Below are 20254 nucleotides of genomic sequence, written 5' to 3'. Positions count from 1 at the left end.
ATTGACGATCTGTCGTGTCTTGCCGCAGCCTCGCGATGCCCCTCATCCGGCTGCCGCCACCTTCTCCCCGCAGGCGGGGAGAAGGCCCCTTGCGTCACGGTTCGCCGCAGAGCCGAAGCGTTGCGGCTTGTCCCTTCTCCCCGTTCACGGGGAGAAGGTGGCCGGGAGGCCGGATGAGGGGCAGTTTCCCCATCCGCATCCGCTGTTACCGCCCCGAATGCACGAGCTTTCCCGCAACATAGGTGCTGACTGCGCGCCCCGTAAAGCGGGCATCCTCGAACGGCGTGTTCTTGGAGCGCGAGACGAAGCGGTCCTTGGTCGCAAGCCACGGCTCGTCGACGTCGATCAGCACGATGTCGGCGACCGCGCCGGCCTTCAGGCTGCCGGCGTCGAGGCCGAAGATCCTGGCAGGACGCGTCGACATGGCATCGATCAGGCGCGTCAGCGAGACTTCGCCGCTGTGATGCAGGCGAAGCGCGGCGGCCAGCATCGTCTCGAGCCCGATCGCCCCGTCGGCCGCTTCTGCGAAGGGCAGCCGCTTGGTGTCGACGTCCTGCGGGTCGTGCGAGGATACGATGATGTCGATGGTGCCGTCGGCGAGCGCCTGCACCATGGCGGTGCGATCGTCCTCGCCGCGCAAGGGGGGCGAGAGCTTGAAGAAGGTGCGATACTCGCCGATGTCGTTCTCGTTCAGCGTCAGGTGGTTGATCGAGATGCCGCAGGTGACGTTGGCGCCGCGGTTGCGGGCCACCCGTATCGCCTCCGCCGATTCCGGAACGGAGATCTGCGCCGCGTGATAGGCCGCATGCGTCAGGGCGGCGAGCCGCAGGTCGCGCTCCAGCGGAATGACCTCCGCCTCGCGCGGCGTGCCCGACAGGCCGAGCCAGCTTGCGAGCAGCCCTTCGTTCATCACCCCGCCCGCACCCAGATGCTCGTCGCGAGTCTCGAGCGCGATCACCGCGCCGAACTCGCGGGCATAGGTCATCGCCCGGCGCAGCACCTGCGCGTCGTGGATCGCATGGCGGCCGTTGGTGAAGGCGACGGCGCCCGCTTCCCGCAAGAGGCCGAATTCCGTCATTTCGGTGCCGGCCAGTCGCTTGGTCAGGGCGGCGGCCGGATGCACATGCACCAACGCCTTGTCGCGCCCCGTCTTCAGCACGTATTCGACCAGCGCGATGTCGTCGATCACCGGGTCGGTGTCGGGCATAATGATGAAGGTCGTGATGCCGCCCGCGGCAGCCGCGCGCGATGCGGACTCGATCGTCTCGCGGTGCTCGGCGCCGGGCTCGCCGACGAACACCCGGGCGTCGACGAGCCCGGGAGCGGCGACGAGGCCCGATCCGTCGACGATGTCGGCACCGTCGGGCGCGCCCTGGTTCTGCGCCGCCTTGCCGGCGGCGGCGATCCGGCCGTCCTTGACGACGATTGTGCCGGTCTCGTCCAGATCCTGGGAGGGATCGATGATGCGGACGTTCTTGATAACGGTCGGCCGGGTCATGCGCGCGGTCCCTGGTTCTGCGAAACGAGGAGGGTTTCCATCACCGCCATGCGGACGGCGACGCCCATTTCCACCTGCTGTTCGATGACGCTCTGGGGGCCGTCGGCAATTTCGGACGCGATCTCTACGCCCCGGTTCATCGGGCCGGGATGCATGACGAGCGCATCCTCCTTGGCCGCCTTCAGTTTCTCCGCGTCGAGCCCGAAGTAGCGGAAGTACTCGCGCACCGAGGGAACGAAGGCGCCGGACATGCGCTCGCGCTGCAGTCGCAGCATCATCACCACGTCCGCGTCCTTCAGGCCTTCTTCCATCGAGTGATAGACCTCGGCCCCCATCTGGGCGATGCCGTTCGGCAGCAGCGTGGCGGGCGCCACGACCCGGACACGCGCGCCCATGGCGTTGAGCAGCAGGATGTTGGAGCGGGCGACGCGCGAATGCAGCACGTCGCCGCAGATGGCGACGATGATGCGCGACAGTTTGCCCTTGGCGCGGCGGATCGTCAGCGCGTCGAGAAGCGCCTGGGTGGGATGCTCGTGCTGCCCGTCGCCGGCATTGATGACGGAGCAGGACACCTTCTGCGCCAGAAGGGCGGCCGCACCGGCGGAGGAGTGGCGCACCACGAGAACGTCCGGGTGCATGGCGTTCAGCGTCATCGCCGTGTCGATCAGCGTCTCGCCCTTCTTCACCGAGGAGTTGCCGACCGACATGTTCATCACGTCCGCGCCGAGGCGTTTTCCGGCGAGCTCGAAGGAGGACTGCGTCCGTGTCGATGCTTCGAAGAACAGGTTGATCTGGGTGAGGCCCCGCAATGTCGAGGTCTTCTTTTCCCGCTGCCGGCTGATGTCGACGGCCGCGTCCGCCTTGTCGAGCAGGAGGTTGATGTCCGGCTCGGTCAATCCCTTGATGCCGAGCAGGTGGCGATGCGGAAAGGAATCCATGGGGGTCGCCTCGATGTCGTGAATACGCGGGGTCTATAGAGGCTATGCCGCCATGCGGCAAGGCGGCCGCGCGGCCCGGCCGGCGGTTGGCGTTTGTTTTCAAGCATTCTTTCGGGGTACGGCGGTTGCGTCCCCGTTTCGCGGCAGGCGCAGTTAGGATAGAACGCCAGCATGACTCAGATGACCCGGACCGAACAAGCTCTTGCAGACCTGAACCAGCCGAAGCTGTGGACGGGCATCAACGCCTATCGGTCCGATCCGCTGCTCGTCGACGGCACGGCTTCGCTGCCGAAGGGCCTGCGCGACGAGTTCGACGCGCTCGGACGCTATGTGACGGCGCCCGAGGCGCAGGAACTGGCGCGGATGGCCAACGAATCGCCGCCGCAGTTGCGCACGCACGGCCCGCGCGGCGAACGTCTCGACGTCGTCGACTTCCATCCGGCATGGCACGCGCTGATGCGCCGCTCGATGAGCAACGGCCTGCATTCGTCGATCTGGGAGAACCTTCCCGACGAGAAGGGCAGGGCGCACAGGGCACGCGCCGTCCGCTTCTATCTTTCCGCGCAGCTCGAAAGCGGCCATCTCTGCCCGCTGACGATGACCAGTGCGTCGGTCGCCGCCATTTCCGCCTCGCCCGTCGTTCAGCGCGAGTGGGCGGGCCGCATCCTGTCGCGCAAGTACGACAGCACCAACCGCCCGGCCATGCAGAAGAGCGCGGTCACCATCGGCATGGGCATGACGGAGAAGCAGGGCGGCACCGACGTGCGCGCCAACACCTCGACCGCCGAGCGGGTGGGGGAGGGCATCTACCGTCTCAGCGGCCACAAGTGGTTCATGTCGGCGCCGATGAGCGACGCCTTCGTCATGCTGGCGCAGACGCGCGACGGCATCGGCTGCTTCCTCGTTCCGCGCCTGCTGGAGGACGGAACGGCCAACGGCCTGCGCTTCCAGCGGCTGAAGGACAAGATCGGCAACCGTTCCAACGCCTCGTCCGAGGTCGAGTTCAACGACACCTTCGGCTTCCTTCTCGGCGCGCCGGACGCCGGTATCCGCACCATCCTCGACATGGTGACGCTGACGCGGCTCGATTGCGCGCTCGCCTCCAGCGGCATCATGCGCGCCTCGCTTGCGGAGGCCGTCCATCATGTGCGCGGGCGCAAGGTGTTCGGCAAGACCCTCGTCGAACAGCCGATCATGACGCGCGTGCTCGCCGACATGGCGCTCGACGTCGCAGCGGCGACCGCGCTGTCGCTCCGCCTCGCCGAAGCCTTCGACCGCGCGCCGGTCAGCGGCGACGAGGCCGCCTATGCCCGGGTGATGACGCCGGTGACGAAGTACTGGTGCTGCAAGATCGCGCCTGCGCTGATCTACGAGGCGATGGAGTGCATCGGCGGCAGCGGCTATGTCGAGGAACGCCCGATCGCCCGCCACTACCGCGAGGCCCCGGTCAATGCGATCTGGGAAGGCTCCGGCAACGTGATGGCGCTGGACGTGCTGCGCGTGCTGTCGCGCGGCAAGGACCTGTTCGAATCCGTCTTCGCCGGCATCGCCCGCGATCTTGGCCCGTCGGGACGCAAGACGGTCGAGGTGCTGCGCGCGGCGACGTCGCTGTGCGAGCGCGACGAGGGAGCCGCGCGCATGCTGGTCGAGCAACTGGCGCTTTCGGCCGCCGCCGCCGAGCTGAACCGCATCGGCGCCGGACGCATTGCCGACGCCTTCCTCGAGACGCGCCTGGCCGCGGGCTGGCGCTCGACCTACGGCATGCTCGATTCGCGCTTCGATTCGGCCTACATCGTCGACCTGCTCTACCCGGCCGCGTAGGCGGTCAGCGTCAGCACCAGCGGAATGGTGAGGAACGACGCCGCCGTCTGCAGCGTGGCGACGGAGGCGTAGAGCGGCGCGTCGCCGCCCATCTGCTTGGCCAGGAGATAGCCGTTCATCGCCGTCGGCACGCTGGCGCCGAGCGCGACCGCGAGCAGCGGATTGCCCTCGACCCCGAGCAGCCACGCCGCACTCACCATGACGAGCGGCATCGCGAACAGCTTCAGTGCGACCGAGATCAGGGCGGTCCCGTTCGGCCGCAGGGCATCGGCAATGCGCAGGCCCGCGCCGACCATGATCAGGCCGAGGCTCAGCGAGGCCTCCGCCATCAGATCGACCGTTTCCATGACCGGCGCATAGAGATGAATGCCGAGAAGGTTGAAGAGCGTCCCGGTCGCGGAGGCGACGATCAATGGGTTGGTCAGGATCCTGACGAGGAAGCTGCGCACGTCGCGCGCGCCGCCGCCGAACCAGACGAGGATGCCGATGTTGTAGAAATTGATCGGGATGATGACCAGCGTCATGATCAGCGCCAGTATCCCGATTCCCTCCTGGCCGTAGAGCTTGCCGGCGGTGGCGAGCGCCATGAAACCGTTCCAGCGCGTCGAGGTCTGGAAGACGGTGGTGAAGGACGCGCGGGAAACACCAGCCTTGCGAAACAGCGGCCAGGCGAGAAGGATCGCCGTCGACATCAGCGTCACCGCGCCGATGGAGGCGATGGAGAGCGCGCCTGCTTCCATGCCGGCGAAGTCGGCCTGTGCGAGCGTGGAGAACAGAAGCGCCGGAAACAGGACGTAGAAGCCGAGCTGCTCCAGCCCCAGCCACAGGCCGTCGTCGATCTTCCGCCATCGCTTGAGCACGGTGCCGAGTACGACGAGCAGGAAGACGGGGATGATGCTTTCGAAGACGACGAGCATGGCAGAACCGGTATGCGAGACAATCGGTCCCTCATTTCACGGACGGGAACAAACGGCAATCCTGAAGGCTGGTTTTGTCGGCAGCGGGATTTCCGCGAGCGGGGCCGTCGCCGGGGGAGGGCAGGCGCGTCGATGTGGAAATTAACCTTAACCCGGAGTTTACGTTGCGCGCCCGCGGCGATCGATGGAAGGTGCCTTCATTAATGTTTCATTAACCTTCGGGGACGGCGCGATGCCGAAATCGGTCCTGATTGCGGCCATGACGGCCTTCTTTGCAGCGCTCGCGCTCGACATCGCCATGCCGGCCGCCGTGTTGCTCGGCCTGTTCGCCGTGCGCGAACTCGGGCTGGAATTCGGCGGCGTCCTCGTCGGCAAGGAGAGAACGGCATGAAGTGGTTCCTGATCCTCTGGGCCGGCCCGATCGCGTTGCTCGGCAGCTGGTACGGGCTGTCCTACTACGACATGAGCTTCGGCATCTTCATGCTGACCCGCGACGCCCATGACCTCGTCTTCCGCATCTACGGCAATGTTCTGGGGTTGCAGCCGGAAACGATCCCGCCGCTCGTTGCGCGCGCGATTGCCGTCGACAGCCTGTTCGTCTTCGCCTTCATCGCCTTCCGCAGGCGAAAGCAGATCGCCGCATGGTGGCGGCGTCGCCGGGCGGCCGGGCAGGCCGCGTCGGCTCAGGACCTGCCGAGCGCCGACAGCCTGTCGAGCGCGCCCTGAAGGATGAAGGAGGCGGCGGCCGAATCGATCCGCTCAGCCCGCTTCTTCCGCGACACGTCCATCTCGATGAGCGTGCGTTCGGCCGCGACCGTGGAAAGCCGCTCGTCCCAGTAGACGAAGGGGATGTCGGTCCTCTCGCTCATGGAGCGCACGAAGGCGCGCGTCGCCTGCACGCGCGGGCCTGCGCTGCCGTCCATGTTGATTGGCAGGCCGAGGACGAAGGCGACCACCTTTTCCTGCTCGGCGAACGAAAGCAGCGTCTCCGCGTCGATCCCGAATTTCACCCGCTTCAGCACCGGCCGCGGCGTCGCAATCCTGCGTCCGAGGTCGGAGACCGAAAGACCGATCGTCTTCGTGCCGAGGTCCAGGCCGGCAATCGGCTGGCCGGGTTCGAGGATAGCCGCAAGTTCTTCGATCGTCACCGTCGCCATGCCGCGGTACTCACCGTTTGCGGACGAATTCGGTGCGCAGCACCAGGCCCTTGACCGCCTCGTGGCGGCAGTCGATTTCCTCCGGGTTGTCGGTGAGGCGGATCGACTTGATGACCGTGCCCTGCTTGAGCGTGGTGTTCGTGCCCTTGACCTTCAGGTCCTTGACGAGGGTGACGGAATCGCCGTCGGCGAGCAGGTTGCCGGCCGAATCGCACGCCGCGGGCCGGCTCGCAGCCGCCGCTGCGGCGACCTCGGAGGCCGGGCGCCACTCTCCGGTTGCTTCGTCGTAGATGTAGTCGTCGTCATCGGGCGTCATGCTTGTCTCCGTTGGCAAGCTTGGATATTGCTGAAGCCAGGCGCGTTGCCCGGACCGGGTCCGGGCTCGCCGGGCGCCCGCCATCGGCACGGCTTTTCCTCCGCCCCAAGGCGGGCTTCCCGTGCAACCGGGCTACAAAAATGCGTGCCATGCTCTATGCCATATGATGGCAGAAGTACAACGGGAGAATATCATGAAGATCACCTGGCTCGGCCACGCCGCGTTCCGGATCGAGACGGCCAAGGCGAAGATCCTGATCGATCCGTTCTTCACCGGAAACCCGTCCTTCGATGCCACGAAGCGCAAGGAGGCGACGGACGGTTTGACCCATATCCTGCTCACCCACGGCCACGGCGACCATGTCGGCGATACGGTCGCGATCGCAAGGGAAACCGGCGCGACCGTGCTCGCCAACGCCGACCTCGCCGCCTGGCTCGGCGCGAAGGGGGTTAAGCAGCTCGAGGCGGGCAATACCGGCGGCACCATCCATTTCGACGGCTTCTCGACCACCTTCGTCAATGCGCTGCATTCTTCCGCACAGGTCACCGAGGACGGCGTCTCCCATTCGCTCGGCAGCGCCAACGGCCTGGTGCTGCATTTCGAGGACGAGCCGACGCTCTACCACATGGGCGACACCGACATCTTCTCCGACATGGCGCTGGTACATGAACTGCACGAGCCGGAGATCGGTCTGGTGCCGATCGGCGATCGCTTCACCATGGGCGGCGCGGTGGCGGCCCTTGCCTGCCAGCGCTATTTCAAGTTCGGCACCGTCATCCCCTGCCACTACGGCTCCTTCCCGATCATCGACCAGACGGCCGACACCTTCGTCACCGCGATGGACAGCGCGGGCGGCAAGGTGGAGGTGCCGAAGGTGGGCGAGGTCGTGACCCGATAGGGGCTCCGCCGCAGTACGCTTCCGGCGCTCCCGCCGCCGGCAGCCTACATTCCCCCGTTGCGCAGCCGGGGTACTCTCATTATAGCGGGTAGGAAATTCCGACCGGAGAATGCCAATGTCTGTCGATCTTGCCACCGTCAAGCGGGTGGCCCACCTTGCCCGTATCGCGGTCAGCGAAGAAGAAGCCCAGCGCATGATGGGCGAACTGAACGGCATCCTCGGCTTCGTCGAGCAACTGGGCGAAGTCGACGTCTCGGGCGTCGAGCCCATGACCTCGGTGATGCCGATGGCCATGAAGGAACGGGACGACGTCGTCACCGACGGCAACAAGGCCGACGACGTTGTCGCCAATGCGCCCATATCCGACCGAAACTTCTTCCTCGTGCCGAAGGTCGTGGAGTAAGCCCTTGGCCGTGACGATCGCCGTCGAAAGCCCGCTTCAGGACGAGGTGCGTGCGCTCATCGCCGAACTCAACGAAGTTCTGCTGACGCTGTCGCCGCCCGAGGCTTGCTACCACCTGACGGTGGAGCAGATGGCCGAGCCCGGCGTTACCGTCTGGATCGCTCGCGACGAAGGCGGGGTCGTGGTCGGTTGCGGCGCGCTGAAGCGGCATTCGGCGGCAACCGGCGAGGTGAAGCGCATGTACACCCGGCCGCAATGGCAGGGCAGGGGCATCGGCCGGGCGATCCTGGCCGAGATCGTCGCTGCCGCCGAAGCGGACGGGATCGGCGAACTCGTGCTCGAGACGGGCGACCGGCATCCGGCCGCCTGGGCGATCTACGAGAAGGCCGGCTTCATCCGCTGCGGCCCCGTCCTCGACTATCCGCAAAGCCCGTATTCGATCTTCTACCAGAAGCAGCTTGGACGTGCCTCCAGCGCTGCGTGACCCGAAAAAGATAGAGCCATGACCGATCTGACCCGCCTGACCATTGCCGAAGCCCGCGAGAAACTCGGCGCCAAGGAGATCACCGCCGTCGAGTTGACGGACGCCTATCTCTCGGCGATCGACGCGGCCAACGAGACGCTGAACGCCTATGTCACGGTCACGCCGGACAAGGCGCGCGAGATGGCCAGGGCATCCGACGCCCGCATCGCCGAGGGCAAGGCCGGTGCGCTGGAGGGTATTCCGCTCGGCATCAAGGACCTGTTCGGCACCCGCGACGTCCACACCCAGGCCTGCAGCCACATTCTCGACGGCTTCAAGCCGAAATACGAATCGACCGTCACCCAGAACCTGTGGAACGACGGCGCGGTCATGCTCGGCAAGCTGAACATGGACGAGTTCGCCATGGGTTCTTCGAACGAGACCTCCTACTACGGCCCGGTCAAGAACCCCTGGCGCGCCAACGGCTCAAACCTCGACCTCGTGCCGGGCGGCTCCTCGGGCGGTTCGGCGTCTGCGGTCGCAGCCTTCCTCTGCGCCGGCGCGACGGCGACCGACACCGGCGGCTCGATCCGCCAGCCGGCTGCGTTCACCGGTACCGTCGGCATCAAGCCCACCTATGGCCGCTGCTCGCGCTGGGGCGTCGTCGCCTTCGCCTCCTCGCTCGACCAGGCCGGCCCGATCGCCCGCGACGTGCGCGATGCCGCCATTCTCCTGAAGTCCATGGCCAGCGTCGACGCCAAGGACACGACCTCCGTCGACCTGCCGGTGCCGGACTACGAGAAGGCGATCGGCCAGTCGGTGAAGGGCATGAAGATCGGCATTCCGAAGGAATACCGCGTCGACGGCATGCCCGAGGAGATCGAGGCGCTCTGGCTCAAGGGCATCGCCTGGCTGAAGGAAGCCGGCGCCGAGATCGTCGACATCACCCTGCCGCATACGAAATACGCGCTGCCGGCCTATTACATCGTGGCGCCGGCCGAGGCGTCCTCGAACCTCGCCCGCTACGACGGCGTGCGCTACGGCCTGCGCGTCGACGGCAAGGACATCGTCGACATGTACGAGAAGACGCGCGCCGCCGGCTTCGGCAAGGAGGTCAAGCGCCGCATCATGATCGGCACCTACGTGCTCTCGGCCGGCTACTACGACGCCTATTATCTGCAGGCGCAGAAGGTCCGCACGCTGATCAAGCGCGACTTCGAGCTCGCCTTCGATGCCGGCGTCGATGCGATCCTGACGCCGGCGACCCCGTCGTCCGCCTTCGGCATCGCCGACGAGGACCTCGCCGCCGATCCGGTCAAGATGTACCTGAACGACATCTTCACGGTGACGGTGAACATGGCCGGCCTGCCGGGCATCGCCGTCCCCGCCGGCCTAGACCACAAGGGCCTGCCGCTCGGCCTGCAACTGATCGGCAAGCCCTTCGAGGAAGAGACACTGTTCAAGACCGCGCACGTCATCGAACAGGCCGCCGGCCGCTTCTCGCCGAAGAAGTGGTGGTAGGGGACTCGTCCGCATTGCTTGCGGGCGTGACACCGTGCTGCGCGGTGTGATAGGCTTCGATGCATGCGAAAGGTGCAGCAAAAGCCCGATCAGGAAAGCATCGCGGCCGGTCCTCTCGGCGGTGACGCCGACCATGGCGAATGGGCGGTAGCCAAGATAGAGGCTGCGCTGGCGGAAGCCAAGGCGCATCCCGAAAGGCGCATTCCGGAGGACGAAGTCTGGAAGATGCTTGGTCTTGAACCTTAGCTTCTCGCCGCGTGCCCTTGCCGACCTGACCGCAATTCGCAGATTCATCGCGAAGGACGATGCGATCGTCGCCGATCGGGTCATTGCGCGCATATTGCAATCGATAGCCATGCTGAAGCACTTCCCTATCCTCGGTCGCGACGGGCGCGTGCCGGAGACGCGCGAACTGCCGATCGTCCGGCTTCCGTATTTTGCCGTCTATCATTTCCCGGCCGCGACGGAGATCGAGGTGATCGCGATCGTCCATGAGCGGCGAAAACTCCCGTAACGCGTGCCCTCTCGCCAAGCGGCGATTCGAATGGTTTGATGCAGCCGAACAGGGGCTGGCTTGATGACGACCATTCGATATGCGCATAGCGAGGACGTCCCCGCATTGGCCGAAGTCGGCATGCGGGCATGGGAACAGGCGGTGACGGGGGTCGCCGACCTGAATGCGTTGCGGGACAACGCCCGCACGGCGTTCCTGCAGTTCCTGTCGGCGAACTGGGTCAAGGTGATCGTCGCCGAGGACGGCGGGCGCATCGCCGGCTGGGCGGCGCGCGAGAAGCTCGACGAGGAGATCACCGACCTCTGGGTCGATCCGGCCCTGCAGCGCCGCGGAATCGGTACGGCTCTTCTTGCCGCGATCGAGGACGAGATGCGCCGGTCCAACGTCGAGACCGCGGACCTGCAGACGCATGCCCGCAACGCCCCCGCGCTCGCCTTCTTCCGCAACCGGGGCTATTCGGTGAACTGGCTGTCGGTCGCCTATTCGCCCAAGCTGGACCGCGACGTGGAATCGGTCGGCCTGCGGCGGCAACTCATAGAGGACCAGCCGATCGGCTACGGCCCGGGCGGGTTCTGAAGGCGGGCGCGGCGGCAGTCTTTCGGCGTGAATCCAAATCCAGGTCAGGATCGGGCGAGCCAATGGAGCAAGTCGAGAAGATGGCCGGAGAAAGCCAGAAGCGCCATGCCAATCGCGGCGTGCACGGCCACGATCGCCGGCAGCCCGGTGCGGAACGGCTGCTTGCGTGTCTTGTGTCGAAGCATGCGCTGGGCCGCGAGCGCCCCGAGGCTGCCGCCGATCACGGCGAGGCCGAGCAGCGTGTCTTCCCGCACCCGCCATCCGCCCGCGCGTGCAGCCTCCTTGTCCCACCAGAAGGCGAGAAAAGCGGCGAGGTTGATGCCGAGGAGAGCCGTGGCGATGGCAAGCGCGATCATGCACCGAGCTTAGCCCGCCGCAGTTAAGATTGTGCGGAGGGGGCATCGCGTTGATGATGCCTTTTGTCGGGCGGCCCCAACCCTTGCGCCGTCTGCCCATATGGTCTACCGACACAGTTCGAAAATCAGCCATCCGAAGCGATCTTCCAAGAGCTTGTCCATGACCCTCGTCGACGTCCGCACCCCCGATCCGAAACGTTTCATCCCCGGCGCCACCGGCGACTGGGAGGTGATCATCGGCATGGAGGTGCACGCGCAGGTCACCAGCAATTCGAAGCTCTTCTCGGGCGCTGCGAACGAGTTCGGCAACGCTCCGAATGCCAATGTCTCGCTCGTCGATGCGGCCATGCCGGGCATGCTGCCGGTCATCAACGAGGAATGCGTGCGCCAGGCGATCCGCACCGGCCTCGGCCTGAAGGCGCAGATCAACAACCGCTCGATCTTCGACCGCAAGAACTATTTCTACCCGGACCTGCCGCAGGGCTACCAGATCTCGCAGTACAAGGATCCGATCGTCGGCGAGGGCCAGATCGTCATCTCGCTCGGACCGGATCGCCAGGGCAATTTCGAGGACATCGAGATCGGCATCGAGCGCCTGCACCTGGAGCAGGACGCCGGCAAGTCGATGCACGACCAGCATCCGACCATGTCCCATGTCGACCTCAACCGCTCCGGCGTGGCGCTGATGGAGATCGTGTCGAAGCCGGACATGCGCTCCTCCGACGAGGCCAAGGCCTACATGACCAAGCTGCGCTCGATCGTGCGCTATCTCGGCACCTGCGACGGCAACATGGACGAAGGCTCGATGCGCGCCGACGTCAACGTCTCCGTGCGTCGTCCGGGCGAGGGCTTCGGCACGCGCTGCGAGATCAAGAACGTCAACTCCATCCGCTTCATCGGCCAGGCGATCGAATACGAGGCCCGCCGCCAGATCGGCATTCTGGAGGACGGCGGCTCCATCGACCAGGAGACCCGCCTGTTCGATCCGAACAAGGGCGAGACCCGCTCGATGCGCTCGAAGGAAGACGCGCACGACTATCGCTATTTCCCCGATCCGGACCTGCTTCCGCTCGAATTCGACGACGCCTATGTCGAGGAACTGAAGCAGCACCTGCCGGAACTGCCGGACGACAAGAAGGCGCGTTTCGTAGCCGAGCTCGGCCTTTCGGTCTATGACGCCTCGGTGCTGGTCTCGGAAAAGGCGATCGCCGACTATTTCGAGGCGGTTGCTTCCGGCCGCGACGGAAAGGCCGCTGCCAATTGGGTCATCAACGACCTGCTGGGCGCCTTGAACAAAGCCGGCAAGGGCATTGAAGAGACACCGGTTTCGCCCTTCCAGCTCGGCGGCATCATCGACCTGATCAAGGACGAGACCATTTCCGGCAAGATCGCCAAGGACCTGTTCGAGATCGTCTGGAACGAGGGCGGCGTGCCGGGCGAGATCGTCGAGAGCCGCGGCATGAAGCAGGTCACCGATACCGGCGCGATCGAGAAGGCCGTCGATGACATCATCGCCGCCAATCCGGACCAGGTCGAAAAGGTCAAGGCCAAGCCGACGCTGGCCGGGTGGTTCGTCGGCCAGGTGATGAAGGCGACCGGAGGCAAGGCCAACCCGCAGGCCGTCCAGGCGCTCGTCAAGGCCAAGCTCGGCATCGAGGAATAGGGCGGTGTTCTTCGTCCGCACGGCCTCGGAGCACGACCTTGAGAAAGTCAGCGCGCTTCTGGCCGCGACCTGGCATGCGACCTACGACGCAGTTTACGGCGTCGACAAAGTCTCCGAGATCACGGCGAAGTGGCACTCGGTCCAGGCGCTTGCGGAAAAGCTGAAGCGCAAGGACTCCGAATTCGTCGTCGCCGACGACGGAAAGGCGCTGGGTGGCATGGGCTACGCGGCCATGTCGGCGAGCGAGCCGACGGTCGCGATCCTGCACCAGCTCTATGTCCTGCCGCAGCACCAGGGGCAGAGGATCGGCCGCGACATGTTCGCCGAGCTCGAGACCTGCTTTCCGGACGCGAAGGTCATGCGGCTCGAGGTGGAGCCGCGGAACACAGCGGCAATCGCGTTCTACGAGGCGCACGGGTTCGAGAAGGTCGGCGAGACCGGCAATTGCGGCGGCGACCAGTCGGGCAGCCAGTCCGGGATACCGGCGCTGGTCTATGAGAAGACGCTCGGCTGAACGTGGCAGCGCTTCGGCCGTCGGGCGCCGGAAGGCGGCAAAACCCCGCTTGAAACGCCGGGAATCGCTGGACATTCACTTGCCGCCGCGCCATAAGCGGGAGACTATTTCGACAGCGGTGCCTGCACCCGGCAGGTCCGCCCAAGGACGGCGATCATGAACCTTCTCAAGCAGATCTTCACCTGGTGGAACGGACAGACCATCGGAACGCGCTTCCATACTTGGCGCTTCGGCAAGAAGGTGGGCGAGGATCAGTTCGGCAACGTCTACTATCAGGGCGGCGGCACGGACAGCGAAGGCCGCACGCGCCGCTGGGTGATCTACAAAGGCTACGCCGACGCCTCGGCGATCCCGCCCGGCTGGCACGGCTGGATGCACCACCGCACCGACGTTTCCCCTGCGGATGAAGACTACAAGGCGCGCGAGTGGGAAAAGAACCATCGCCCCAACGGCACCGGTTCGGCTCAGGCCTACCGCCCGCCGGGCTCGCTCGCCGCCGCCGGCGAACGCCCCCGTGTCTCCGGCGACTACGACGCCTGGACCCCGGGCGGCTGAACCGCTTTCGCCACATTTGACCGCTAGAGCATGTCTCCCGAAAGTGGGAACCGGTTTCGGGCTAAAGACATGCGTAAAAACAAAGGCCTAAAGCGCCAACAGCGAATCCGGAGGATCGCGACGCGCTTTAGCGCAGACGGGCCCGGACATCGCGCCGGGCCGATTCTCATGTGGAAGACTTGAAGGGTATGGATTTGGCAGGCAGGCTGACAATCGCTTCGCGCAGGGCATGCGCACTCGCCGCTCTCGGTGTGGCCGCCCTTGCCGCAGCGCCCGCCGAGGCAGCCCGCATCGCCAATCCCGTCGCGGTGTTCTCCGGGCTCGACAAGATCACCGGCCGCATCACCTCCTTCGACGTCTATGTCGGCGAAACCGTGCAGTTCGGCGCGCTGCAGGTCACCCCGCGCGTCTGCTACAACCGCGACGACACGGAAGCCCAGAAGGTCGATTCCTTCGTCGAGGTCGACGAGATCACCCTCGACCGCAAGATCCGCCGCATCTTCACCGGCTGGATGTTCGCCGAAAGCCCGGGCCTCAACGCCGTCGAGCATCCCGTCTATGACGTCTGGCTCGTCGAGTGCAAGACGAAGTCCGACGTGCCTCCGCCGGAAACGACGAGCGCGCAATAGGGCTCTGCGCTTGCAGCGAAAGCGACGAGAGTGGCAACGGCTGGGCTATGTCGGCATTTGGCCCTTTGCGGTCATCCACAGACCTTCGTGACAGCGTCCCCGCATCCTGTCCGCGGATGAAAGGCGTCTTCTCTTGAAGTCTCGTTTACGGGAGTCTTTGCGAAGGGAGTCAGGCGTAGTTCATAGCAGTTCAATTAAGCTGGCATCTGGGACATGTTCCAATCATGGGAGCGCAGGAAGCTCACCAGTACTCGCATGGCCGCGCTAGAGTGTCTTTTGCTCGGGTAATAGAGATACCAGCTTGGCAAGAGGGGGCTCCAGTCCTTCAGCACCTCCGTCAACCTACCACTTGTAAGGTGATGTGTGGCGTAGTCCTCGAAGACATGGGCCAATCCGCATCCGGCGACAGCGGCCTGCAGTTCGTTGTGTGCCGAACTCAGCGTTAGTCGCCCCTCCGGCAAGACATCCAGGGTGTCTCCGCCTTTTTCAAACTTCCATGACACCAGCATTCCGCCGGGAAATCGTCGGCGAATGCAGTTGTGGCGAGCGAGATCGTTGGGGGTCAGAGGCAGGCCATGCTTTGCAATATAGTCCGGCGACGCCACGATCGCGTATCGAAGCGATGGTCCCAGCGGGACCGCGATCATATCTTGTGCCAGTTGCTTCCCGAAACGGACGCCCGCGTCAAAGCCTTGCTCGACGATGTCGATGACCGCTGCATCGCTGACAAGCTCGACCTTGATGTCCGGGTATGTGTCCATGAAGGTGAACATTGCCGGACAGAGCAGGTGATCGATTGCGGGGCCCGGCGCATTGATGCGAAGGGTGCCGGACGGATTATCCTTCAACTGGTTGAGGTCATCGACTGCGAGACGGATGTCCGTCAAGGCAGGACCGAGGCGTCGCAGGAGACGCTCTCCGGCCTCCGTCGGAGCAACGCTTCTTGTCGTCCTGTTGAGCAGGCGGATGCCGAGAGCCTCTTCCAGACTGTTGATTGTTTGGCTGAGCGCCGACGATGAAACACCTCGCTCCTGTGCGGCCGCCCTGAAACCGCCGCACCTGACGATCGCCGCGAAAACATCGAGGCTGTCCAAACGAAACTGGTCCATTGCGAAGCCTGCCTTATCAAGCTGAGTAGATTTACCTGTCTTATCAGCGCAGCGATTTGAGGTCATCTAAATACCTCCTCCGCGCATGCGGGTTGTCGGCTGAAAGGAAAAGCAATGGATAGACTCACTTTGAACCGGCGAACGGTCATGGTTTCAGCGGTTGCCGGAACCTCCGCCCTCCTGCTGGGAGGTTTGGCCGGCCCGGGCAATGCGCAGGTGCAGAGCCCGGACGCCAGCAATGTTGGATATTATCGTTTCCCGGTCGGGCAGATCAAAGCGACGGTCTTGAGCGATGGCCTGATCGGCGGCCCGCCATCCGTCTATGCCAACGACGCGCCGGAGGCCGAACTGCAGGCGGTGCTTCGTCGCGCCTTCCTTCCTGCCGATCACATGACCCTTCAACTCAACACGCTGCTGCTCGAAGTCGGCGGCAGGCGGATATTGCTTGAGGCGGGAGCAGGGGCCACGATGGGGCCGAATGGGGGGCGCGTGTTCGACAATCTCGCCGCCATCGGTCTCGATGCAGGCGATATCGACACGATCGTGGTGTCCCACACCCACCCCGATCACGTCGGCAATCTGCGCAATGGCGAGGGCGGAAAAGCATTTCCCAATGCCGTCGTCTACGCACCCCGGGCAGACTGGGATTTCTTTGTGCGCAACGATCCCGATCTCTCCTACATGCCCGTACCGAGCGACTTTCGCGACCGGTTCGCAGCGGCGATCAAGCGGAGTGTCGAGCCGATCGCAAAGGATATCGAACTCTACGAGGCGGGCGCGGAAATCGTGCCGGGCCTCACCACGATAGCTGCGCCCGGGCATACGCCTGGCATGGCGACGTTTCTGGTCCACTCCGAAAACGACCAACTGCTTCTCACAGCCGACCTTGCCTATCACCCGGTCGTCAACATTGACCATCCATGGCGACCCGGACCTGATCGCGACAAGGACGCCGCGCTCGCGTCGCGCCGCCGCATATTCGATATGGCCGCGACCGATCGGCTGCTTGTCCTCGGGTTTCACTACCCGTTCCCGGGGCTGGGAAGAATGCTCAAGACCGACATGGGTTACGCCTGGGTCCCGGCGGGCTGGCAGTTTTGACCAGAGATCGAACTGGAGGTTTATTCATGATCCGAACGACAATCGGTCGACGGTGCTTTCTGGGTGCGATTGGCTGGACCGCCGCGAACGCGGCGATCGTAGTAGACACAAGGGCGCAAGGCGCAACAGGCTATGCGCCGCTGCCATTGGCGCCCGAAGCTGAACCCGTCCTGATGCGCACGGTACCGAAAACGGGAGAGCGGCTCACGGCGCTGGGACTGGGCACATTCCTGACATTCGACCGGCGGCCGGGTGATGCGCGCAACGACCTGCGGGAGGTGTTCCGGCGGTATGTCGCCGGCGGCGGCCGTGTCGTCGATACCTCGCCCTTGTACGGGTCGGCCGAGGTCACCGTCGGCCAGTTCATGGCGGAGATGCCCGAGGCGTCCGAAACCTTCCTGGCAAACAAGGTCTGGGCAACGGGAGAGTATCTGGGCGACGAAAGTCACGCGGAGGAAAGCTTTCGGCAGTCGAAGCTGCGTACCTGGCGTGACACGATCAACCTGATGCAATGCCACAGTATCACCAATGCGCAGGTCGTCGTTCCGCTGCTTCGTTCATGGAAAAAGGAAGGGAAGATCCGGCACGTCGGTATCACCCATCACGAGGCTTCGGCCCAGGAGGCTCTGACGAAGTTCATCGAAAGCGGGGAGGTCGACTTTGTGCAGACCAACTACTCCATCTTCGACAGGAATGCCGAAAAGCGTCTGCTGCCATCGGCCGCAGACAATGGTGTCGCCATCCTGATCAATCTGCCGCTGGAAAAGGCCAGGTTGCTCAAGGTCGTCGAAGGTCATCCGTTGCCGGAGTTCGCAAGCGAGTTCGGCGCGAAAACCTGGGCGCAATTCTTTCTGAAGTGGGTCATGGCCCATCCCACCGTAACCTGTGTCCTGTGCGGTACGTCCAACCCGGACCACATGAGCGACAACCTTCAGGCGATGCGCGGCCCGCTTCCCGACGAGGCGATGCGCCGACGGATGGTGGCCCACATGGAAGCTATCCCGGGCTTCTCCTCCATCGGCACGATGCCGTGGTACCCGGGCAAGGACCGGCTGTACTCGGGTCTGATCCGGGATGCGCAGACGAACGCAAGGAACCGGCTTGAACAATGACGTCTGGGTGCTGCGTCGAGGGGTTCCGTTCGACGAGGTCTGGCGAGCTCCACCGAAGCGGAAATCATTTCCGCTTTCGGCCCCTTTTGGTCGTCACCAACCATCTTCGACACGGCCGCAATAGGCGCGAAGCGGACGTCCTATCGCAACAGGCCTCGAGTTTGGCGGCGCCGCCGCGCTCTTTCACGCGCGGGCGGTCTTGTCGTACCGCTGCCCCTCAGAAAGCCAAATTCGGCGAAGCCAGCGCCTTGGAGAGCATGCATTCGTAGTCGACCTTCGGCACGTCGATCGCGCCGAAGGTCTTCAGGTGCTCGGTGGTGAACTGGGTGTCGAGCAGGCGGAAGCCTCGCTCCCTCAGCCGTTCGACCAGATGCACGAGACAGATCTTCGAGGCATCGGTGCGCCGTGAAAACATGCTTTCGCCGAAGAAGGCCGCCCCCAGCGAGACGCCGTAGAGACCGCCGACCAGCTCGTTGCCCTCCCAGGCCTCGACGCTGTGGGCGTGTCCCATATGGTGCAGGGTCGCGTAGAGCCCGCGGATCTTGGCGTTGATCCAGGTGGAGGGCCGGTCGGGTGCGGCCTGTGCGCAGGCCTCGATCACCGCCTCGAAGGCGGTGTCGACGCGGATGTCGAAGGGCTTCTGGCGGACTTTCTTGGCGAGGCTGCGCGAGACGTGGAACCGGTCCAGCGGAATGACGCCGCGCATGTCCGGCTCGACCCAGAAGAGTTCCGGGTCGTCCGCGGAATCGGCCATCGGAAACAGACCGATGGAATAGGCGCGCAGCAAGAGATCCGGTGTAACTTCCGGGGACCTGCCGCGTCGCCCTGCCATGCGCTTCCCCTAGGCCTTGGTCTTGGCCAGATAGTTCTCCAGCCAATGGATATCATAGTCGCCGTTGGCGATGTCCTGATTGGAAATCAATTCCTGGAACAAGGGAAGCGTTGTCTTGATGCCGTCGATAACAAATTCGTCGAGCACGCGGCGCAGGCGCATCATGCATTCGACGCGGGTGCGCCCGTGAACGATCAGCTTTCCGATCAGGCTGTCGTAGTAGGGCGGGATCTTGTAGCCCTGGTAGGCCCCGGAATCGACGCGCACGCCGAGCCCGCCGGGGGCATGGAAATGCGTGATGGTGCCGGGCGAAGGCACGAAGGTGCGTGGATCCTCCGCGTTGATGCGGCACTCGATCGCGTGTCCGGAGAACTCTATCTCCTCCTGCGTGACCGACAGGCCGGCGCCGGAGGCGACGCGGATCTGCTCGTGCACCAGATCGATGCCGGTGATCGCCTCGGTGATCGGGTGTTCCACTTGCAGGCGCGTGTTCATCTCGATGAAATAGAACTTGCCGTCCTCGTAGAGGAATTCGACCGTGCCGGCGCCGCGATACTTCATCTTCTTCATCGCGTCGGCGCAGATCTGGCCGATCTTCATCCGCTGCTCGACGTTGAGGGCAGGGGAGTTTGCCTCTTCCCAGATCTTCTGGTGGCGGCGCTGCAGCGAGCAGTCGCGTTCGCCGAGATGGATCGCATTGCCGAAGCCGTCACCGACGATCTGGATCTCGATGTGGCGCGGATGGCCGAGATACTTCTCCATGTACACGGCGTCGTTGCCGAAGGCAGCCGCTGCCTCGGAGCGCGCCGTCGAAACGGCCTCGTCGATGTCGGCCTCGCTCCTGGCCACCTTCATCCCGCGGCCGCCGCCGCCGGCAGTCGCCTTGATGAGGACGGGAAAGCCGATCTTGCGGGCGACTTCCAGCGCGTTCTCCGGCTTGACCTCGCCGTCGGAGCCGGGAACGACGGGGATGCCGAGCTCCTGGGCGGTCTGCTTGGCGGTGATCTTGTCGCCCATCAGGCGGATATGCTCGGCGGTCGGACCGATGAAGGTGATGCCGTGCGCGTCGAGGATCTCGGCGAACTTGGCGTTTTCCGACAGGAAGCCGTAGCCCGGATGCACGGCGTCGGCGCCGGTGATCTCGCAGGCGGCCACGATCTGGTGGATGTTGAGGTAGCTTTCGCGCGAGGGCGGCGGGCCAATGCACACGCTCTCGTCGGCGAGGCGGACGTGCATGGCGTCGGCGTCGGCCGTCGAATGCACGGCAACCGTGGCAATGCCCAGTTCCTTGCAGGCACGCAGGACACGGAGCGCGATCTCGCCGCGGTTGGCTATGAGGACTTTGGAAATCATCGGGCTGA

Annotated in this window: 25 protein-coding genes; 16 read left to right on the top strand and 9 right to left on the bottom strand. The window is 64.7% G+C overall.

Going from position 1 to position 20254, the window contains the following annotated elements:
• Positions 1–205: 205 nt before the first annotated feature.
• Positions 206–1498, bottom strand: coding sequence for a dihydroorotase (locus tag GGQ64_RS16305; RefSeq protein ID WP_183806210.1), 1293 nt, complete (start codon positions 1496–1498; stop codon positions 206–208).
• A complete protein-coding gene (locus GGQ64_RS16300; RefSeq protein ID WP_183806208.1) occupies positions 1495–2436 on the bottom strand; it encodes an aspartate carbamoyltransferase catalytic subunit in 942 nt (313 codons plus the stop codon). The genes GGQ64_RS16305 and GGQ64_RS16300 overlap by 4 nt, the downstream gene beginning before the upstream one ends.
• A 171-nt stretch (positions 2437–2607) precedes the next feature.
• On the opposite strand from GGQ64_RS16300, the gene GGQ64_RS16295 reads away from it, so the two are divergent.
• Complete coding sequence (locus GGQ64_RS16295; RefSeq protein ID WP_183806206.1) at positions 2608–4257, top strand: acyl-CoA dehydrogenase family protein; 1650 nt, start codon at positions 2608–2610, stop codon at positions 4255–4257.
• Here the strand turns inward: GGQ64_RS16295 and GGQ64_RS16290 are convergent.
• On the bottom strand, positions 4242–5174 hold the full coding sequence (locus GGQ64_RS16290) for an AEC family transporter (protein ID WP_183806204.1): 933 nt from the start codon (positions 5172–5174) through the stop codon (positions 4242–4244). The two genes, GGQ64_RS16295 and GGQ64_RS16290, sit on opposite strands and share 16 nt — an antisense overlap.
• A 232-nt stretch (positions 5175–5406) precedes the next feature.
• Between GGQ64_RS16290 and GGQ64_RS16285 the strand changes: the two genes are divergently transcribed.
• Both GGQ64_RS16285 and GGQ64_RS16280 read left to right on the top strand, forming a co-directional pair.
• A complete protein-coding gene (locus tag GGQ64_RS16285; RefSeq protein ID WP_183806202.1) occupies positions 5407–5565 on the top strand; it encodes a hypothetical protein in 159 nt (52 codons plus the stop codon).
• The gene (locus tag GGQ64_RS16280) at positions 5562–5900 is read left to right on the top strand and encodes a DUF6105 family protein (protein WP_183806200.1); all 339 of its coding nucleotides are present in this window, start codon (positions 5562–5564) and stop codon (positions 5898–5900) included. Before GGQ64_RS16285 ends, GGQ64_RS16280 begins: the two co-directional genes overlap by 4 nt.
• Here the strand turns inward: GGQ64_RS16280 and ruvX are convergent.
• Entirely contained in the window at positions 5858–6331 is a 474-nt protein-coding gene (gene ruvX / locus GGQ64_RS16275; RefSeq protein WP_183806198.1) for a Holliday junction resolvase RuvX, read from the bottom strand. The two genes, GGQ64_RS16280 and ruvX, sit on opposite strands and share 43 nt — an antisense overlap.
• Before the next feature lie 10 nt (positions 6332–6341).
• Positions 6342–6647: an alkylphosphonate utilization protein gene (locus GGQ64_RS16270; protein ID WP_183806196.1), complete on the bottom strand. Its 306-nt coding sequence runs from the start codon at positions 6645–6647 to the stop codon at positions 6342–6344.
• Between the two features lie 193 nt (positions 6648–6840).
• Here GGQ64_RS16270 and GGQ64_RS16265 point away from each other — a divergent pair, with 193 nt between their 5' ends.
• The 7 genes from GGQ64_RS16265 to GGQ64_RS16235 all read left to right on the top strand — a co-directional run bounded on the left by GGQ64_RS16265 (position 6841) and on the right by GGQ64_RS16235 (position 11022).
• Positions 6841–7545 carry a metal-dependent hydrolase gene (locus GGQ64_RS16265; protein ID WP_183806194.1) on the top strand — a complete coding sequence of 235 codons (705 nt, stop codon included), beginning with the start codon at positions 6841–6843 and terminating at the stop codon, positions 7543–7545.
• A 115-nt stretch (positions 7546–7660) separates the two neighbouring features.
• Positions 7661–7948 (top strand): Asp-tRNA(Asn)/Glu-tRNA(Gln) amidotransferase subunit GatC, encoded by a 288-nt coding sequence (gatC, locus tag GGQ64_RS16260; protein WP_183806192.1) that lies wholly within the window; start codon positions 7661–7663, stop codon positions 7946–7948.
• A 4-nt stretch (positions 7949–7952) separates the two neighbouring features.
• Positions 7953–8432 carry a GNAT family N-acetyltransferase gene (locus tag GGQ64_RS16255; protein WP_183806190.1) on the top strand — a complete coding sequence of 160 codons (480 nt, stop codon included), beginning with the start codon at positions 7953–7955 and terminating at the stop codon, positions 8430–8432.
• An 18-nt stretch (positions 8433–8450) separates the two neighbouring features.
• Positions 8451–9932, top strand: coding sequence for an Asp-tRNA(Asn)/Glu-tRNA(Gln) amidotransferase subunit GatA (gene gatA, locus GGQ64_RS16250; protein ID WP_183806188.1), 1482 nt, complete (start codon positions 8451–8453; stop codon positions 9930–9932).
• Positions 9933–9995: 63 nt separating this feature from the next.
• Complete coding sequence (locus GGQ64_RS16245; protein WP_183806186.1) at positions 9996–10178, top strand: hypothetical protein; 183 nt, start codon at positions 9996–9998, stop codon at positions 10176–10178.
• Complete coding sequence (locus GGQ64_RS16240; RefSeq protein WP_183806184.1) at positions 10168–10446, top strand: type II toxin-antitoxin system RelE/ParE family toxin; 279 nt, start codon at positions 10168–10170, stop codon at positions 10444–10446. The genes GGQ64_RS16245 and GGQ64_RS16240 overlap by 11 nt, the downstream gene beginning before the upstream one ends.
• 63 nt (positions 10447–10509) lie before the next feature.
• The gene (locus tag GGQ64_RS16235) at positions 10510–11022 is read left to right on the top strand and encodes a GNAT family N-acetyltransferase (RefSeq protein ID WP_183806181.1); all 513 of its coding nucleotides are present in this window, start codon (positions 10510–10512) and stop codon (positions 11020–11022) included.
• Positions 11023–11066: 44 nt separating this feature from the next.
• Here the strand turns inward: GGQ64_RS16235 and GGQ64_RS16230 are convergent, their stop codons facing one another.
• Complete coding sequence (locus GGQ64_RS16230; protein ID WP_183806178.1) at positions 11067–11378, bottom strand: DUF1294 domain-containing protein; 312 nt, start codon at positions 11376–11378, stop codon at positions 11067–11069.
• 160 nt (positions 11379–11538) lie between these two features.
• On the opposite strand from GGQ64_RS16230, the gene gatB reads away from it, so the two are divergent.
• The 4 genes from gatB to GGQ64_RS16210 all read left to right on the top strand — a co-directional run bounded on the left by gatB (position 11539) and on the right by GGQ64_RS16210 (position 14739).
• Positions 11539–13041 (top strand): Asp-tRNA(Asn)/Glu-tRNA(Gln) amidotransferase subunit GatB, encoded by a 1503-nt coding sequence (gene gatB, locus GGQ64_RS16225; RefSeq protein ID WP_183806176.1) that lies wholly within the window; start codon positions 11539–11541, stop codon positions 13039–13041.
• 4 nt (positions 13042–13045) lie between these two features.
• Positions 13046–13555: a GNAT family N-acetyltransferase gene (locus tag GGQ64_RS16220; protein WP_183806174.1), complete on the top strand. Its 510-nt coding sequence runs from the start codon at positions 13046–13048 to the stop codon at positions 13553–13555.
• A gap of 156 nt (positions 13556–13711) precedes the next feature.
• Positions 13712–14110: an NADH:ubiquinone oxidoreductase subunit NDUFA12 gene (locus GGQ64_RS16215; RefSeq protein WP_183806172.1), complete on the top strand. Its 399-nt coding sequence runs from the start codon at positions 13712–13714 to the stop codon at positions 14108–14110.
• A 188-nt stretch (positions 14111–14298) separates the two neighbouring features.
• Positions 14299–14739, top strand: coding sequence for a DUF2155 domain-containing protein (locus tag GGQ64_RS16210; protein WP_183806169.1), 441 nt, complete (start codon positions 14299–14301; stop codon positions 14737–14739).
• A gap of 194 nt (positions 14740–14933) precedes the next feature.
• Here the strand turns inward: GGQ64_RS16210 and GGQ64_RS16205 are convergent, their stop codons facing one another.
• Positions 14934–15914: a LysR family transcriptional regulator gene (locus tag GGQ64_RS16205; protein ID WP_183806167.1), complete on the bottom strand. Its 981-nt coding sequence runs from the start codon at positions 15912–15914 to the stop codon at positions 14934–14936.
• A 48-nt stretch (positions 15915–15962) separates the two neighbouring features.
• Here GGQ64_RS16205 and GGQ64_RS16200 point away from each other — a divergent pair, with 48 nt between their 5' ends.
• Positions 15963–16949 carry an MBL fold metallo-hydrolase gene (locus GGQ64_RS16200; protein ID WP_183806165.1) on the top strand — a complete coding sequence of 329 codons (987 nt, stop codon included), beginning with the start codon at positions 15963–15965 and terminating at the stop codon, positions 16947–16949.
• Positions 16950–16975: 26 nt separating this feature from the next.
• On the top strand, positions 16976–18061 hold the full coding sequence (locus GGQ64_RS16195) for an aldo/keto reductase (RefSeq protein WP_183806158.1): 1086 nt from the start codon (positions 16976–16978) through the stop codon (positions 18059–18061).
• 217 nt (positions 18062–18278) lie between these two features.
• Here GGQ64_RS16195 and aat read toward each other — a convergent pair whose 3' ends face one another.
• Together aat and accC are read right to left on the bottom strand one after the other, a co-directional pair.
• Positions 18279–18893, bottom strand: a complete 615-nt coding sequence (gene aat / locus GGQ64_RS16190; RefSeq protein ID WP_183806157.1) for a leucyl/phenylalanyl-tRNA--protein transferase — start codon at positions 18891–18893, stop codon at positions 18279–18281.
• A gap of 9 nt (positions 18894–18902) precedes the next feature.
• Positions 18903–20246 (bottom strand): acetyl-CoA carboxylase biotin carboxylase subunit, encoded by a 1344-nt coding sequence (gene accC, locus GGQ64_RS16185; protein ID WP_183806156.1) that lies wholly within the window; start codon positions 20244–20246, stop codon positions 18903–18905.
• Positions 20247–20254 lie beyond the last annotated feature (8 nt).

Origin of the sequence: Mycoplana azooxidifex (genome assembly GCF_014196765.1) — a bacterium.
GTDB lineage: Bacteria > Pseudomonadota > Alphaproteobacteria > Rhizobiales > Rhizobiaceae > Mycoplana > Mycoplana azooxidifex.
This window is presented reverse-complemented; position numbering and strand designations above follow the sequence as displayed.